The sequence below is a fragment of the Marinoscillum furvescens DSM 4134 genome, assembly GCF_003386095.1.
GTDB lineage: Bacteria > Bacteroidota > Bacteroidia > Cytophagales > Cyclobacteriaceae > Marinoscillum > Marinoscillum furvescens.
In genome coordinates this window covers 71339-89246 of record NZ_QREG01000013.1, presented here as the reverse complement: position 1 = coordinate 89246, position 17908 = coordinate 71339, and the positions used below count along the sequence as shown (strand labels likewise).

12 protein-coding genes and 1 riboswitch are annotated in these 17908 nt (G+C 47.1%); of the genes, 7 read left to right on the top strand and 5 right to left on the bottom strand.

All coding sequences use genetic code 11. The annotated features are described in order from the left end of the window. The first annotated feature begins 55 nt into the window (after nucleotides 1-55). Nucleotides 56-278: riboswitch (cobalamin riboswitch) on the top strand. 149 nt (nucleotides 279-427) lie between these two features. From metE to C7460_RS14110, 6 genes are all read left to right on the top strand, one after another. After that, entirely contained in the window at nucleotides 428-2740 is a 2313-nt protein-coding gene (metE, locus tag C7460_RS14135) for a 5-methyltetrahydropteroyltriglutamate--homocysteine S-methyltransferase (protein ID WP_115868768.1), read from the top strand. 54 nt (nucleotides 2741-2794) lie between these two features. Continuing rightward, the gene (locus tag C7460_RS14130) at nucleotides 2795-3028 is read left to right on the top strand and encodes a cysteine-rich CWC family protein (protein WP_115868767.1); all 234 of its coding nucleotides are present in this window, start codon (nucleotides 2795-2797) and stop codon (nucleotides 3026-3028) included. Nucleotides 3029-3030: 2 nt separating this feature from the next. Then, nucleotides 3031-3534 (top strand): PAS domain-containing protein, encoded by a 504-nt coding sequence (locus C7460_RS14125; protein ID WP_115868766.1) that lies wholly within the window; start codon nucleotides 3031-3033, stop codon nucleotides 3532-3534. Nucleotides 3535-3580: 46 nt separating this feature from the next. Further along, entirely contained in the window at nucleotides 3581-4453 is an 873-nt protein-coding gene (locus C7460_RS14120; RefSeq protein ID WP_115868765.1) for a cation diffusion facilitator family transporter, read from the top strand. Between the two features lie 6 nt (nucleotides 4454-4459). Beyond that, nucleotides 4460-4840 carry a hypothetical protein gene (locus C7460_RS14115; protein ID WP_147302959.1) on the top strand — a complete coding sequence of 127 codons (381 nt, stop codon included), beginning with the start codon at nucleotides 4460-4462 and terminating at the stop codon, nucleotides 4838-4840. A gap of 146 nt (nucleotides 4841-4986) precedes the next feature. Continuing rightward, entirely contained in the window at nucleotides 4987-5991 is a 1005-nt protein-coding gene (locus C7460_RS14110) for a transporter (protein ID WP_115868763.1), read from the top strand. Nucleotides 5992-6069: 78 nt separating this feature from the next. Here the strand turns inward: C7460_RS14110 and C7460_RS14105 are convergent, their stop codons facing one another. Together C7460_RS14105 and C7460_RS14100 are read right to left on the bottom strand one after the other, a co-directional pair. Then, nucleotides 6070-7596, bottom strand: a complete 1527-nt coding sequence (locus C7460_RS14105; protein WP_115868762.1) for an OmpA family protein — start codon at nucleotides 7594-7596, stop codon at nucleotides 6070-6072. Nucleotides 7597-7760: 164 nt separating this feature from the next. Next, nucleotides 7761-8390: a DNA-3-methyladenine glycosylase gene (locus C7460_RS14100; protein ID WP_115868761.1), complete on the bottom strand. Its 630-nt coding sequence runs from the start codon at nucleotides 8388-8390 to the stop codon at nucleotides 7761-7763. A 26-nt stretch (nucleotides 8391-8416) separates the two neighbouring features. Here C7460_RS14100 and C7460_RS14095 point away from each other — a divergent pair, with 26 nt between their 5' ends. Then, nucleotides 8417-9286, top strand: coding sequence for a DUF2911 domain-containing protein (locus tag C7460_RS14095; RefSeq protein ID WP_170148020.1), 870 nt, complete (start codon nucleotides 8417-8419; stop codon nucleotides 9284-9286). Nucleotides 9287-9410: 124 nt separating this feature from the next. Here C7460_RS14095 and C7460_RS14090 read toward each other — a convergent pair whose 3' ends face one another. The 3 genes from C7460_RS14090 to C7460_RS14080 form a co-directional block, all read right to left on the bottom strand. Further along, nucleotides 9411-10877, bottom strand: a complete 1467-nt coding sequence (locus C7460_RS14090) for an RICIN domain-containing protein (protein ID WP_147302958.1) — start codon at nucleotides 10875-10877, stop codon at nucleotides 9411-9413. 118 nt (nucleotides 10878-10995) lie between these two features. Beyond that, nucleotides 10996-13704 carry an RICIN domain-containing protein gene (locus tag C7460_RS14085; protein ID WP_170148019.1) on the bottom strand — a complete coding sequence of 903 codons (2709 nt, stop codon included), beginning with the start codon at nucleotides 13702-13704 and terminating at the stop codon, nucleotides 10996-10998. A gap of 152 nt (nucleotides 13705-13856) precedes the next feature. After that, entirely contained in the window at nucleotides 13857-17906 is a 4050-nt protein-coding gene (locus C7460_RS14080; RefSeq protein ID WP_115868757.1) for a two-component regulator propeller domain-containing protein, read from the bottom strand. Nucleotides 17907-17908: the final 2 nt, after the last annotated feature.

Below are 17908 nucleotides of genomic sequence, written 5' to 3'. Positions count from 1 at the left end.
CTTACTTCTTAAAAAGGAGCACTATATTTGGCGTTCAAGTTCTTTTCTTGATTTCTTAATCAATATCGATTGGGGTTCGCCTACTTTACGAGTAGGTGATTAAAAGGGAATCATGTGCTCTACATGTGTAGAAAATCATGAGCTGACGCGCAACTGTAATTCTGATTTCGAAAGAAATAGTTCGCTTTGGGCATTGAACAGCCATTGTACTAGTAAAGTATGAGAAGGCTGCCTAAAGTCAGATAAGCCAGGAGACCTGCCAAAATCGAGAGACATTCGTCTCGTTTGACAATGCTTTCGCGGTAAAAAAAAGCACGGTTAGAACCATACAATACTCCTATGTAGGGTTTCCTCCGATCTTTTTTCAAGGCATTGTGAAGTTGGGCTAAAGAGCTTTTAACTAATTATCAATTAATTAAAAGCTAACATGCAAACACAAAACCTCGGGTTTCCCAGAATTGGGGCCCACAGAGAACTCAAACGTGCCTGTGAAAACTACTGGGCCGGGAAAATCACTCACGATGAACTGATGAATGCAGCTCAAAACCTGCGACATCAACACTGGAAAATGCAGGCAAAAGCTCAGATTGACCTGATCCCCTCAAATGATTTTTCACTTTACGATCAGGTGCTGGATGCCACACTCACTTACGGAGCAATTCCCAAAAGGTATGAAACTTTAAAAGGAGCCACACCAGAAGAAGTCACGCAATTGTACTTTGCCATGGCTCGTGGCTTACAAGCTGGTGATGTGGATGTGACCGCCATGGAGATGACCAAATGGTTTGACACCAACTACCACTACATCGTGCCGGAATTTGAACCGGATCAGCTTTTTGATCCCGCATGCAACAAACCACTGGAAGAGTTTTTGGAGGCTAAAACTTTGGGCATTCATACCAAACCGGTTTTACTTGGCCCTCTTTCTTATCTCCTTTTGGGGAAGGCAAAAAAAGTAAATTTTGATCCGCTCACGCTGATTGATCGGCTGCTACCTGTTTTTCAAAACCTGGTAAACCAGCTTACTGAAAATGATGCCACATGGATACAAGTAGACGAACCGTGTCTGGTTTATGAACTTTCACCTGAAGTCACTGCCCTTTATCAACGTGTTTACACCCACATTACTCAAAAATGTCCGGGTGCCAAACTATTACTGACCACTTATTTTGATGGCATCAATGCCCCTGAGGTTTTGAATAAACTACCGGTAGCGGGCATCCACCTGGACCTGGTGCGGGCTCCCGAGCAATTAGCAGCGGTAGCTCCACATTTGAGCAAATTCGAATTGATCTCTTTGGGTGTGTTAGACGGGCGAAACATCTGGAGAAATAATTACACGGATAGTTTGACACTCATCGATCAGGCGACTGCTTTGTTTAGACACCAGCAGCTGGTGATAGCACCCAGCTGCTCCCTGCTCCATGTACCATATGACCAAAACCTGGAAACCAACGATTCGCTTCCGGAGGCTGTTCGGGGCTGGTTGGCATTTGCCGTGCAGAAACTCACCGAGCTTAGTGAACTCAAGTCACTGGCCTTGTCTGCAAACCGTGCCAGCGAACCCTTACTCGTAGCCAATCAGGCATATGTGGCACAAAGATCGAATTCCTCCCTCATTGAGAATTTAGCTGTACAGGATCGAGTTCAAAACTTGTCTGCCACAGACCTGGATAGAAACCAGGCATTCCCAGTGCGCAAACAACTCCAACAGGACAACTTACAGCTTCCGTTGCTCCCTACGACCACCATAGGGTCGTTTCCACAAACGAAAGCGATACGACAGCTACGTGCAGATTATCGCCATCATCGAATTAGCCAACAAGAATATCAGCAACAGCTCGAAAATGCTACGCTGGAGGCTATTCGCATGCAAGAATCAATTGGGTTAGATGTGCTCGTTCATGGGGAGTTTGAGCGCAATGACATGGTAGAGTACTTTGGTCAACAGCTGAGCGGCTTTGCTTTTACCATCAATGGATGGGTACAAAGCTATGGATCCAGGTGTGTAAAGCCCCCCATTATCTATGGAGACGTTAGCCGGCCCCGGCCCATGACTGTCGGTTGGTCTGGCTTTGCTCAGTCGCTCACCAACAAACCGGTGAAGGGCATGCTTACCGGGCCAGTGACGATCCTTCAGTGGTCTTTCGTAAGAGATGATCAGCCACGAGCAGCCACCTGCCAACAGCTAGCGCTAGCTATACGCGATGAGGTACTAGACCTGGAAACAGCCAACCTGCAAATTATACAAGTGGATGAACCTGCCCTGCGTGAAGGCTTGCCACTGAAACAGACAGAATGGGATAGCTACCTAAAGTGGGCTGTGGATGCGTTTCGATTGGCTACGGCCGGAGTGTCAGACGCCACACAGATCCATACGCACATGTGCTATTCAGAATTCAACGATATCATAGAGCACATTGCTGCACTGGATGCTGATGTGATCACCATCGAATGTTCCAGGTCCCAAATGGAGCTACTGGATGCTTTTGTGGAGTTTAAATATCCCAACGACATAGGCCCCGGCGTATACGACATCCATGCTCCAAGGGTGCCAGATGAGGAAGAAATCTCTATGTTGCTGGAAAAGGCGCGGAAAGTGATTCCTGTAGAAAACCTTTGGGTAAACCCTGACTGTGGACTAAAAACCCGTGGCTGGGCTGAAACCAAAGGTGCACTGAGCCATATGGTAAATGCAGCCAAATCCAAACGTAAGGAGCTAGAGGAAACGATTGCTTAGCTATGAAAAGGCAGCCTGCGTGCAGGCTGCCTTTAACACCAAAAGATTAACCCAATGAAACACGAACTTAAAACATGTCCGTGCTGCAAAGCGTTATTCGAATGCAAGGTAGGGTCTATTCATCTTTGCCAGTGTTGGACAGTACCCCTTACCGAAGAAGAGCGAATGCACCTCAAAGAAAGCTTTGACGAATGTCTGTGTGCCAGATGCCTCTTAGAACAAAAGCAATTGCGCTCTCAACGTCTGTTTGATCAAAAGCTGAAGAAATTAGGACTGAAAACCAATTAGCCATGCTAGACTATAACAGAAGATTAAGAACTGCGCTCACCTTACCTTTATTGAGTTGGGACGTAGTGTCTATGCAGCGGGGACACCATTTCCTTACCACCACTGTGGAGAAAGATTTAAAAAAACTAACGTCACTTCAAGCCCATCATTCATGGGATCAAAGTGCCAAAGCGCTGGCCGACCTGCTATCCAGTCATGTATATGAAGCGCTGGTGCTCACCAACCAGGAAGAGCTCATAGAATGGGTGAGCGACGGGTTCGCCAGTATGACGGGGTATGGCCCAGAAGAAGTGTTACATCGCAAGCCAGATATGCTGCAAAACCCAAATACAGATCCTGGAGATACGCAAATCATTCGCCAACACCTCACAGCGCGCAAAACTTTCACTGCCACTGTACTCAACGAGCGAAAGAATGGTGAAGAATATCGGTGTGAACTTCATGTGGTACCGCTAACAAGTGCTGGAGAAACGACGCATTTCCTGGCGCTGGAGCGCGAAGTTTAAGAGACTCGACCAACAACTTTCCAAAAATTCGAGTTTAACACCTGATATGGGGCATCATCATACGCATCAGCACAGTACCTCCAAAATCAGAGTGGCATTTTTCATCAATTTGCTATTCTCAATTGTAGAACTTGTAGGAGGACTGTATACCAATAGTGTAGCCATTTTATCTGATGCATTACACGATTTTGGAGATAGTCTAAGTCTAGGTGTTTCGTGGTACTTTCAAAAAGTGTCTCAAAAAGGCCGTGACATCAATTTTAGCTACGGCTACCGCCGGTTTTCCATTCTTGGGGCTGTAGTCAATTCAGTTGTTCTCATCGTGGGTTCTATATTTATCGCTATTGAGGCCGTACCAAGGCTTTTTAACCCCACCCAACCGGACGCTGAAGGAATGATCTGGCTGGCAATAGGAGGAATCATTGCGAATGGGCTAGCCGCGTGGCGCCTACACGGTGGGCAATCACTCAATGAACAAGCGGTATATCTTCACTTGCTTGAAGACGTACTTGGTTGGACAGCCACACTTATTGCAGCCATTGTCATGCATTTTCAGAACGTTCCTATTCTGGACCCCTTGTTGGCAGTTGGTATTGCCATTTATATCCTGTTCAATGTAGCTAAAAACTTAAAGAAAGCAGCCAAAATAATCCTCCAGGGCACCCCAGAAGAAATTAGCCCGCTACGAATTACATCTATGCTCAAAAGCCTGCCTGAAGTAATCGACACTCACGACTGTCACATTTGGTCACTGGACGGGCAATACCACATCCTCTCCATTCACCTCGTCGTAAAAAACACTTCCCTGGATAAATTGGCAGCACTGAAACTCAAAGTAAAGAAGCTCCTGAGCAAAGAGCACATCGATCATGCCACTATAGAATTTGAAACCGACGAAGAAGAATGTGAAAAATTATAAGTCTATTTGAGCATTCCAAAATATATTCGCGCCGTGCGAATAGTGCTGCAAACGATACTAGCCATTGCCACCCTGTTATGCTCATTTTCTTTGAGCATACAGCAGATATATCGTGATGTATTTTGTACGGATACTGAGCAGTACCTGACCATCGCCGGCAGAAGTATTACCGTATGTGGCCAAACCTGCGATTTCGAATTTCAGCATGAAGCATCCAATGATGATGTGACTTTCCAATTCAACGAAGATGCTCCTCCACTTTTTTTTGAGCTTCGCGAAGTGAATCTACAATTCCCTTCAGGCACTCCTTCACAAGAACTCCCCTGGAGCAATTCCTATACGTTTATGATTGAGGTTGATTGGTTTCAGCCTCCCAGGTTTGTCTAACACCAAAACCTACCTAATGAAAGATATCAGCCTGGATCTACACGGAAATTACAGGTCTGTGCTGACATTCAACTCACTTTATCACATTTTGACAAACCTGGTGTCTTGTAGGTAATCACCACAAGCACTCTACGATTTAATTCTAAATGAAATTACTTATTGCAATTGCTGCGATGGGCATGAGCCTTTCTCTAGCAGCACAGGAATTATGGTCTGCAGGCAGGCCTGATGGACATGGACCAATCTCTGTAATGGGTGATCACACCCACAATCAGGGCGAATGGATGGTTTCTTATCGATATATGTACATGTATATGGACGGTATGCGGTCGGGCACCGAGGATCGCACCACCGAAGAAGTGCATGCCGACTATATGGTAAGCCCCTTAGATATGCACATGCACATGCATATGCTAGGCATGATGTATGCCGCCACAGATGAGCTAACGCTGATGGTCATGAGTGGTGTACAACAGCGCAGCATGAACCATGTAACGCGAATGGATATGGAGTTTGAAACTGCTTCAGGTGGCATAAGTGACCTGAAAATTGGAGGACTCTATAAAGTGCTGGACAAAAAGGCTCAACGAGTGCACCTCAACCTTTCTGTAAGCATTCCTACGGGTTCTATAGAAGAAACAGATGTGACACCTGCCTCTGACCCAGATGAGGCGCAGCTACCCTACCCTATGCAAATAGGTAGTGGTACCTGGGATATCCTTCCTGGAGTCACTTACCTCTATCAAACGCCTAAAACATCAATGGGTGTACAGGCTTCTGGAATACTAAGAACTGGAAAAAACGATCGAGGGTATGCCTTTGGGAACAGAGTGAGTACCACGCTATGGACTGCATACAAACTGAGCGAATGCTTCAGTGCCTCCCTCAAACTTAAAGGCATACAGGCAGGTGAAATATCAGGTGGCGATGATGCCTACATGAACCCCATGATGGTACCGACGGTACAAAGTGAAAACTTTGGGGGTACACTGGCCACGCTCGGTGGCGGTGTGAATATGTACTTACCAAATGGTATGCTCAAAAATGTGCGCATCGGAATAGAGGCAGCAATACCCATTTACCAAAACCTAAATGGCTTACAAATGAAAGCTCAGGAAAGCCTCACTATAGGTCTTCAGTATAGTCTATAAAGCACTTAAAAGTAAGGCTGCTTCCTTGACATGAACTAAAGATTCCAGGGAAGCAGCCTCTTTTTATTCTGTCAAAACCTAGTCATCTCTTCTGACCTCAAACTCCACCCTTCGGTTGAGCTTACGGGTGGCCTCATCGGCATTGCTAGCTATCGGCTGAGCTCCGCCGTATCCTTTACCATCTATGCGGTCTTTACTGATTCCATTTCGAATCAAATACTCCTGCACAGCATAGACGCGTTCCTGCGAGAGATGCACGTTCAGTGTGGCATTGCCCACATTATCTGTGTGACCTTTCAGGAAAATGGTTACATCAGGGTTATCGGTAAGCATCTCCACCACGAGATCCAGTTGCTCTTCTGAGCCTTCTACAAAATTGGCAGTACCTCTGTAAAACAATACGTGATCCAGCGTAATAGTGGCACCCGTTTCTAAAGGCTCCAGCTGTACCTCAACAGGAGCTGTCATATCCCACATTTCACTATTTACGTGAATGGTTTTGGAAAAATACCCTGGAGACTTAAACTCTACCACCAGAGGCCCTTCTCCTGCCTGAACTTCTACCAGGCCATTTGCATCTGCATCAAATAACTGATGCTGAGCACCAACGATCACTGCCTGGCCCTGGAGACTCTGCGCCGTCTTTTTATCAGTAATCTTAAAAACAAGTGCTGCCTCTTCCTCGGAGGTTATCGCCAGTTGCACCTGCTCCTGACTAGCTACTTTTTCCAGTTCCGCTTTGATTCTTATGCGTTTGATATCACCATAGCCATTGCTGTTTTGAGTAGATACAAAATAGGCCCACTCATCATCTGGACCGAATACCAGACTGGTTTCAGCTCCCTCGGAATTCACAGTGGTTCCGAGGTTTACAGGCTCAGACCACTGCTGCCACGTATCGTCCAGTCGTGTAGACTGAAACAAATCAAAGCTACCTTCCCCTCCATGACCATTGCTGGCAAAAATCAACGTTTTGTTATCCGCCGCCAAGAACGGACTGATCTCCTGAAATGCGGTATTGATTACACGACCCAGGTTTTTGGGCCCCGACCAGGTCCCATCACTTTGCAGCTCACACACAAACAAATCATCCACTCCATAGCCTTGTTGGTTTTCCATGCTGAGCATGAGGAATCGACCATCTGCTGATAGGTTTCCCGTCTGTAGTGGTGATCTGTTTACCAAATAAGGAATTTCCAGCTCAAAGCTTTCACCTTTTAAATCATTTGGCACGGCACGAACACTCCCATAATACAGCCCTTTATCATAACGTACTTGATGGTAGAGAAACAAATCCTGCCCGGGCATAAGCCCAGCTGGTGCGCTGAAATCCCGGGTATTGAAAGCAAGTGGCTCTTCCTCCGACCACTCTGTAGTAAAACTACTTAACCATACATCACCTTCATCCTGTGCAGCAGCTACATTTTCAGCATGCTTTACTCTGGTGAAGAACAGCCGTTGATTTTGCCAATCTAAACTCAGGTAATTTTCACTGCTTGGAGAATTCAATGAATCCTGTGGCTCAGGAGAACCATAAAAAGTAAGCTGACCATATCCAGACCACACCACTACTGTCATTAACCATACTGAAAGGATTCGCTTCATTATATAATTATTCAAGGATATATTGTAAGTATTTTTATTTTAAAAATTAATCAGGTATTTTTGATGCAAGCAAGCTTATTACTACAAACAGGTTTATGAATTTTAGTTGGGCCACTGATTGTTACCTTCAGTGGCCCTTTTTTTATGCTCAATTTTCAGTTCCATCATTCTTGTTCTTTTTTGGGCTTCACACTTACGTATGGGTGATCTGCTATCAGAAACCTCCAGGGCAAGAGAGCATCGGCTCCAGCATAGTCTACTCCCACACGCGTAGTGGCTACTACTGAGAAGCGCTCTGGCTCAGCTGCTCTGGCCACCCACAGCGAATCCCCATCAAGAGCCGTGCCGGATAAACCTGTATGTATAGCCAATGCCTGACTAAGTGTACCAGGACCGGCTGTGAGTTTTTTCGCCGACACTTTCGGTCCACGACGCTTAAACATCTCATCCACTCCTACCACAGGCTCCAATGCTCTGATCAGCACAGCGTCAGCCAGGCCCTCATCATTCGTGACAATATTGAACAGGTGATGAATACCGTAACACAAGTACACGTACGCTATTCCTCCCGCCTGATACATTACCTCTGTACGCGGAGTTCGTTTCTCAAACGCATGACACGCCCGATCATTGCGTCCACAATAAGCTTCTGTTTCCACGATCTTGCCCCCTGTCAGAAATCCATTTATGTTTGTGAAAACATACTTACCCAAAAGCTCACGAGCGATTGCGACCACATCTTCACGTTGGTAAAACGATTTCGGAAGTTTTTCGTAAGTAGAGAGGTCAATCATTTAATATTCTAACAAAACATCTCATTATGAACAAAATCGCAAAACTAACCTTATTATGCATTCTTTGTGCCTTTGGCACGGCCTATGCGCAAATCGACATGCCGCAGCCCAGCCCTGCAGGATCGGTGACTAGCAAAGTAGGCCTTACAGACGTGACTGTAGACTATTTCCGACCTAAAATGAAAGGACGTGCTATTTTCGGAGAAGGCAGTGATTTTTTGGTGCCATTTGGCCAGGTATGGAGAACAGGGGCAAACTCAGGGTCTAAACTTACACTCAGTACTGATGCTACGATAGCTGGCACCAAAGTGGAGGCTGGTACTTACCTCATCTTTACTAAGCCAGGCAAAGATTCATGGGATTTTATGCTGTACAGCGACCTTAGCCTCGGTGGAAATGTAAATGGCTATGACAAGTCTAAAGAAGTGCTGAGCACCTCTGTAAAGCCTGAAAAAGTGAGCCCTGCAGTGGAAACACTGACATTTAACATCAGCGACATCAGTGAGGATAACACTAGCGCCAACATACAACTCACCTGGAGTGATGTATCAGTAAAGGTGCCGATTGAAGTATCCTTTGTAGATGAAGTAATGGCCCAAATCGAAAAGGCAACACAGGTAAACCCTACTGTATACGTGCAGGCTGCCAACTTTTACCTAAGTCAAAACAAAGACCTGGAGCAGGCCCTGGAATGGATGAACCTGTATCTGGCTCAAGGCAATAACAGCAAGCAGTTTTGGCATGTACATACCAAAGCCAAAATACTTGCCGCTTTGGATCAGAAGAAAGAGGCCATTGCTACCGCTAAAAACTCTTTAGAGCTAGCTGAAAACAACCCTCAGGGTGACTTTGGCTATGTGAAGCGCAATAAAGACCTGATCAAATCCTTGAAGTAAACAATCTCGTTTAAAGAATTAAAGCCATCTCTCCAGACCCTTAGCCGAGTCGGGAGAGATGGCTTTTTTATTTTATCAGGAATCATCTAAAAGCAACTGAAGCATCGCTTCATTGCTTTTCAGATCAATGCAAAATCAATTCCCATTGCTGGTTTGAACCACCGGTCCATGTCCATTGGATCACATCTGCTCCGTTTGAGGTAGAGCCTCCATTCACATCAAGTGATTTGCCACTATTGCGATTGCGTATACGGCTGTAGCCTCCTCCAAGGTCTATGACCTCCCATTGTTGGTTATTGCCTCCATTCCAGGGCCACTGGATCACTGTAGCACCATTAGTCGAAGACCCCATATTCACATCCAGATCCAGCCCACTGTTTTTGTTGATGATGCGCGAGTAGCCGGTACCCAGATCTACGATTTCCCAAAGCTGATTGTCTCCACCATTCCATGGCCATTGCAGTACGTTGGCACCGTTTGCTGTAGAAGCGCCATTTACGTCCAAAACCTGTCCGCTGTTGCGGTTGACTATGCGGTAGTAGGGTGTATTGGTACCCGCTACATTTTCGCCCCAGCCATATCTTATACGCTGAGCCCCAGAAGCATTGGTGGTAGAGAGGGTAATACTAGTCCCACTTCCACTTCGGGTTTGAATGCTATAGCTATCCCCATCTCTAAGGCCTGGCCAGTAGATACTGGAGATACCGCTATTCCGAAAAAGATTGGTAGATCCCTGGATATAGGCGATCTCGTTATCACCACCTACTGACCCCAGATAGTCCTTCCCTGTGGTCATACCAGCGCCATATTCAGTCACTACTGTCCTGCTTGCATAGCTACCTATCCGGTTGTTCCAGTCCTGCTCCCATGCCGCCGTAGAGCTGTGAGTGGTCCAGAAAGCATAGTTATGAAGTGCTAAGTAGCATCCGCTAAACCTGCTATCGGCACCAATACCTGTTACATTTTCAGAATATCCCGTACCTCCAAGAATTATCCGATTGTGAGATACGGCACTGTAGGTTGTGAGCCAATCGTCATAAATGGTACTGAGCTCAGAAAGGGTATATCCGTGCGGTTCATTGAATGGCTCGAAGTAAACATTACTACTGTTTTGATAGTCGGCGACTATGGCATCCCACATGTCCCAAAACTCCGTGACATTATCCATTCGACCGTCTCGAGAAGATGCACCCTCCCAATAAGACAACACCACTTTCATATTTTTGGCCAGAGCCTTATCTATTGCCCCTTTGTAGGCCGACCACCAACTGGACAACACACTAGAAGGATTTACAGGTAATCTTACAGTATTTACGCCTGGCAGATTGGTCTGAAATCCAGTAAGTATAGCATCGGCCTTGGCAGAAACTGTAGTGTAATTATCTGTGGCGAGCAACCCAGATGGTATGACCCAGCCATCTACGAAGTTGTCTCGTTGGTCGGCCCAGTTGACACCTGCTATACCAGGGCCACCGGGGCCCGAGGGCACCGCCGACATGGCTACCTGAGGCTCATTGGGTGTCACGCTCGGGTCTTCTACACACCCAAAGCACATGACTACAGCCAGTACGGCCGTTAAAAAAGGTTTCATCACATTCATAGTTAAATGGTTTATTGATTAAAAAAATTACCGTATTGCGTCGTTTGCCTATGCCTCACACATTCCCCCGTTGCATAGGATTAACGACATTGAATTCCGATTCCTTAAATCAGCGTTTCACAAACCTGCTGCGGTACTGAATTCCGTTGGCAGACAGGTCGAGCACATATAGTCCGTTGGGTAGCTGACGTACATCCAATTGGCCTTGAGTGAGCGCGGAATGGCACGCACGAATGCGTCCGCTTTGATCGATAATTCTCACTTCGAAACTTCGAACACCATCAGGTACCGATACCATTAGGAAGTCAGAGGTGGGGTTCGGGTAGCAACTGATGTCGCTAGCCTCATCACTAGAGAGCACTTTACGTACTGAGGAGTCATTGACCAGTTGCCAGTCCTGGTTGTAGCCTCCATTGTCGGTCCACTGGATACTGGGGGCTCCATCGTTTTGCGACCCGCCAGAGATGTCTAAAAACATTCCGCTGTTGACATTGACCAGGTGCACATAGCCACTACCCTGATCCTGCAACAACCAGCGCTGGTTGGCATTATTTCCAGTCTTTTGATTCCAAAGAATATTAGCCGCACCAGGTTGTATAGAGCCCCCATCTATATCTGCAAAGAGACCACTACTGATGTGCTGTAGGGTAAACTCCCCCGTAGCTACTTCCTGCACACGCCAAAGTTCATTGGCCGTATTCTGCACAGTATATTGCGCTAGTGCCGAACCAGGTGTGGCCGTACCTCCAGGTCGGAGGGCTTTGTTGCTGTTGCGATTGACGATGCGATAGGTACCGGAAAGCCCAGATCCCTGATCGATGGTGATGTTGTATGTAACAGCCGATGAACTGCCGCAGGAGTTTGTAAAAGTTGCCGTAGCAGTACAGGAAGCAGAAGGCTGGATACTTTGCTCCCGCAAGCTTCCACCAGTACCGCATCCACTCCAGGACCAGGTACCACCCGACGATGGCTGTGGTCCAAAATTGATCGTCTGACCTGCAAAAGCCGTAAGTGAGCTACCTTCATCCCAGTCTTGAGCACCTACCTGAAAGTAGGGACGTACATATGGCTGACCACAGACACCTGTACTATTGATCTGCACCACAGCGGTACTAGCACACTGCTGAGGATCCAGGTAGGTAAGTGTATAGCGCCCGGCATCACTGGCATCAAACTGATCGAAGTACAGCCCTCGTGCCTGCCCGTCAAACTCATCGGTGATGTCCAGGTATCCATTGGGGCCTCTCCAAATGGTGCTACCATAAGCAAAATCAGCAGCCACTTCTATAGCCACTGTCTCTCCCAGGTTGACCGAGAGCGTCTGACTTCCCGATTGTGGAGTAGATGCCACACCATTGATCGTGCTCACCAGCTCCACAGTGTTGCTACATCCCCCGTTTGTGTACAGATCAAATTCTGCCACGGTCACATACGGGCTGTCATCAAAAGCCGAGTGGGTCACTAACCGCGCATAGGCCGCCTGTGTGCTGGCAAAACCAATATCTGCCTGCTGAGAAATCCAGCCACCTGCCACAGGGTCTCCCCAGTTCTGACCGTCTGTACTGAGGTACAATTCGAATGTTTCCATCAGGCCACTTACATTTCCATCCTGGCGTGGCACGTAGCTGTAGCCATTTACGGTATGTGTCCCTCCCAGATCAAGGATCAGCTCGTGTGGGTGATTCGATCCCTGGCTCCAGTTGGCATGCCAAAATGTAGAGAGGTTTCCATCCAGTACGTTGGTAGCCTGCCCGGGCTCATTGGTGGTCTCTTCACTACTTACTGACACCACGCTCCAACCAGACTTGGAAAGCACCTGTCGCGTGTCTGCTGACTGCCATACCCCGGTAGTGAGATTTACAGACCATTCGTGCTCATTATTGAGCTGAACAGTACCATTGTTTACCGTCAATGGAAAGAAGATATTTTTGGATACCACCAGATTGGGGTCTTGCCACCTGTCACCTACATAGATCCAGGTAGTAGTCTGTGAGCCATACACTGGTATGATATGGGCAGGCTGTGTATCAAAACTGATGCTATTGCCCATATTGGAAACTGCCGACCATGGACCTGTCACACTGCTAGCCGTAGCATACATACCCTGATTGGGCGCCCATCCGGTAAGTCCCGAAGACAGCATATAGTAGGTACTTCCGTCTTTGAAAATGACAGGCGCCTCGCGATTTTGGTTCTCAAAAAACTTCCAAAACGTACCTGTCACGTTCAAATAATCCGACGTGAGTTCATGAAGATAAAGTGTGGCATTTTCGTCACCTGCTGCTATAAAGTAGGCTGTTCCGTCATCATCTACAAACAGGTTGCAGTCTCGGGCCATTTTGCCATTAGGCCGCATGTTGCGCACAAAGGTGTAGTCTCCCGTTATGGTGGATGACTTAAACACCGCAGCTTCTGCTGCCCCATAGTTACCGCTTTCCCAGTGTACCCACACCACATACTCCTGAGTGGAGGCATTGTAGATGATCTTCGGACGCTCGATAAACCGCGTTTTTGCGGCCAGATCAGGGTGGGTCTGATCCGATATGATCGTATTTTCAAACGTCCAGTTTACCAAATCCTGAGAGGAATACATATTTACTCCCTTAAAGGTGTAGATGTTGCGCCGATCCTCACCGATCATGTAGTAGGTGGCGCCCACTTTGATGACGCCCACGCCATGTGCATGTATCAGGTCTCCATTGGTGTCGCTCAGGCTTGGACCATTTCTAAAGGTGCTATTTTGCGCAGAGGCCAAAATGGCCATCAGCAAGCAACCAAACAGGGCACTAATTCGCCCCAGCTTACAGAGTGTTCTCATAGTTAGATGATTTAAGTTGTGATTCATTAATGACACAAGTAACCATCTCATATTCAAAATCATGAGGTAATTATCAGGGTGTATGGAGGGGTGTATCGGGCCAAAATCACCTTTCTGAGCCCAGGCTGCCTGCACCCTTTCAAAAAAAGGAGTTAAGGGTTTTCTATTGACTCTCGATGAGCATTTTTATATTCCGATGGGGTCATCTCATACTGCTCTTTGAAGCATTTTCTGAAATATTTGAGATCTGAAAAGTCCAGCGCAAAAGCAATCTCACTCACAGTACTATCTTCGGTGAGCAACAGTTGTGCGGCGCGTTTAATACGAATCTTTCGTATAAAAAGCTGAATGGACATGCCGGTGATTGACTTGATCTTGCGATAAAGTGACGTTTGACTCATGCCCAGTTCTGCACAGAGATCCGGCACATTAAAGGCAGACTCACTCAGGCGCTCCAATATAACTGACTCTACCTTCAGGACAAATTCGGCCTCCCGCGCCTGTCCTGTGGAGGAAGTACCGATCAGCTCTTGTGCGCTATACCTGAGCTCCAATAGCTTACGGTTTTTCAGTATGTTGTTTACCCGAGCGACCAGCAGGTCTGCATTAAAGGGTTTGGTAATGTAGTCCTCTGCTCCCACCTCAAACCCTTCCAGTTTTGCCTGGCTACTGCTTTTTGCTGTAAGCATGATTACTGGAATGTGACTGGTGGCTATGTTGTCTTTGAGTGACCGACAAAACTCCAGCCCATCCATGCCGGGCATCATCATATCCGAAATGATGATATCCGGGATGTTTTGCACAGCAAGTTCTAAAGCCTCCGTGCCATTGTCAGCTGAAAGCACTTTAAAGTTTTGATCAAAAAGCGACCCTACATAGCGCGATATATCCCGGTTGTCATCCAGTATCAGTATGACCTGGTCCGTGTCAGTCACTTCAGTATGTGCTTGCTGATCTGCGATCGAAACCAAACTAGATTCAGCCTTTTCGCCTTCTACCTCCACAAACCGCACATGGGCCATCTGCTCTAGATGGGCCTTGCCGAGTGGCAGATACACCAAAAACTGCGTGCCCAGGCTGGGGTTGCTGGTGACTTGTATACGTCCGCCATGGAGCTCCACAAAACTCTTGCACAGCGCCAGGCCAATACCGGAGCCCCCGCTCCCGGCCGAGTTGCTTGCCTGATAAAATGGCGTGAAGATTTCTGAAAGTTCCTTTTCTGCGATACCACGCCCCTCATCTTTAACTTCTATTACGAGTTCGTTTTCCTCGGTAAACACTCCAAGCTTTATGCTCTTGCCCTCACCGGTAAACTTAAAGGCGTTGCTCAATAGGTTATTTAGGACGATCTGAATTTTTTCGATATCAACCCACACCTCCAATTCACTTTCACAATAGAACCCAAACCTTACACCTCGCTCACTGGCCAAATAAGCAAAACTTTCGGCTTCTTCCTGAGCAAGTATTTTGAGGTCGTGCAGTCCAACATTGAGGTTGGTTTTATTAAGCTCTATTTTCCGGAATTCGAGAATTCGATTTATGAATCGCTCCAGAACTACCGTATTCTTTCTAATCATAGAAAGATAGTTTCGCTGCTTTGGGTCTGAGGTATTTTTTAGTAGTTCGCCCACTGGTCCTGTGATTAGGGTAAGCGGGGTTTTGAGCTCATGAGAGAAGTTGGTATAGAAGCGGAGCTTTTCCTGCATAGCAAGCTGTTCTTTTTCACGTTGTTCTTTTTCAAAGCGCAGTTTCTGCATAAGCAGTACCCGTCCTTTGCTAAAGCTCACTATTTTCCAGAGTATGGTCAGAGCCACCAGCACAAACAGTGTGTAAGCAGTCCAGGTTCGCCACCAGGGAGGATTTACCACCACACGTAATTCGCGTAATACCTGTCCTTCGTAGGCGTCCTTTACCTGTAAGGTATACTTGCCTGGCGAGAGATTTTTATACGTGATTTTCCCTGTGGCATCCAGGTTTTGCCAGCGACTTTCATAGCCATCCAGTCGGTAGAGTAACTGATACTGTTCGCCCACCTGAAAACCTGGTTGTGCCACGGACAATGTGAAAATATTGTCAGTATGTGATAGCTCCAGCCGATCCGTAAGAAAAATGCTCCTATCCTTCTCAAACACCTGCGAGTTCACTGGCGTAAGCGTGGCATTCAGCACACTGAGTTCATTGAAAACAACGTGTGGTTGCCGCTGCCTGCTTAGTAGCTCCTCCGGGTAGAAAAGGTTGAGTCCATTGATGCCACCAAAAGCAATATAGCCACGAGAAGAGGTATAGGCCGATCCGTAGTTGAAATGTCCTGTTTGAAATCCTTTTTGGATTAAACGTACATGTTTGGAGTCAGGATCAAACGCCACCACTCCCTGGTTGCTAGCCAGCCATAAGCGTCGCTGACTATCAGCAGTGAGGCCAGATATGCTGAGATCCGCCATTCCTTCCAAATGGTAATACTCTTCAAAGTTCTCTGACATCATATGATAGGAAAGCAGCCCGTGATGCTGAGTAGCCAGCCAAAGGCGGGTTCCGTCATTATAGATATCAAAAACCACGTTGCGGATATTGTCCTGATTGTGAGTCCACGAATGTTCTTTAACTCGCCCTGTGGTGGGTTCGAAAGAGACGAGTCCGTGGTTAAATGTCCCCAGCCATAAACGCCCGTCCGGCGAAGAAGTGATGGCCCGCACATCCATATAACTCGTGGTGGTCAGGTGCCGTACACGGCCTTTATCGTAGGTATATAAGCCTCCATTGTTGGCTCCAAGATAAATCTCTCCCTGATCAGTCTCATGAAAGCAGCGTATATCATTGACCATCAAATCATTATTCCCCATGCCCTTGCGGAAATGGTGCAGGCGCCCCGCAGGTAGCTCATAGCAGTAAACTCCACTGGCATAGGTGCCGATCCACAAGCGCGAGCGACTATCCTCCATTACTGCCAAAATCGCCTTATCATCAAGTGCCTCTGATAGCTCATGCTGACGAATCTGACCGGTTGTTTGATCCAGCAGGTTGAGGCCTTTGCCGTCCGTGCCCACCCAAATATACCCGGAAGAAGCATCGTCTATGCCCCACACATTTTGGTAGCTTATGGAGCTGGGGTTGTTATACTGGTTGGTCACAATACGTACTTTTTCACCTGCGGGGTTAAAGACGTTAATACCACCATTGTGTGTACCCAGCCACAAGTAGCCTTCCACATCCTGGTATATCTTGCTGATCGTCCGGTGGCTGATACCACTGTGATCTATGGTAGGTGCAAAGTTCTGAAGCGTCTGCTCGGGATCATTTGCATTCGGATCAAAAGCATACATACCGTGCTGTCGGGTACCTAGCCATAGGGTACCATCAGTATCTTGCTGGATACTCATAAGGTCGTCAGCAGGCAGGGCACCAAGTACCGAACGCAGCTCGGTCTTCCCATCGTCCGTGCGATACTCCCGGTATAGCCCACGATCTGTCGTCACCCACAAAAGCTCATCCCTGTCCAGGTAGAGACTATAGATATGAATCTGATCTGCCTCGGTAAAGTATGAGGTATGGTAGTACCGTACATCACCACTGGCAAGATCTTTACGTGCCAGACCATGATCTCCAACTTCCATCCAGATGGCCCCTGCTGTATAAAGTACTTCCAGAATGCCCCCCATCTTGCTGAGGTCTCTTCCATCTTCAGGATCCACGAGCGTAAAAGCCGAAAGCTTGCCCTCAGGCGATACCTTCCATACGCCTCCATAAAAACGGTTGAAGTATCGGTTTCCGTCTGCATCCAGCGTCATAGAGGTGATGGGGCCAGTGATTTTTTCGGGCAAAAAACGCTCGATTACATCGGTTTCATAGCTGTATATGCCTATACCATTTTCTGTAAGGGCCCAGACCCGGTTTTGGTCGTCTACCTCTACTTTGTACACCATATTATTGGGCAGAGAGCGTACGTCATTTCGAATACGGCCAAACTTCCGAAATTGCTCCCCTTCAAATCGGAAAAGTCCGTCTTCGGTACCTACCCAGATCATTCCAAGCGTATCCTGAACGATATCGGTGACTACATTATTGGTGAGGCCATCTGCCTCATTGAGCCTGTGAAACTTGTACTGGGTAAACAGTTTCGGATCAGGCTGGGCAGATACCTGATAGGCACAGATTACGATTAGGCAAAGGGAGCGCTTGATCCATAATTCCAGCAAATCACACATAG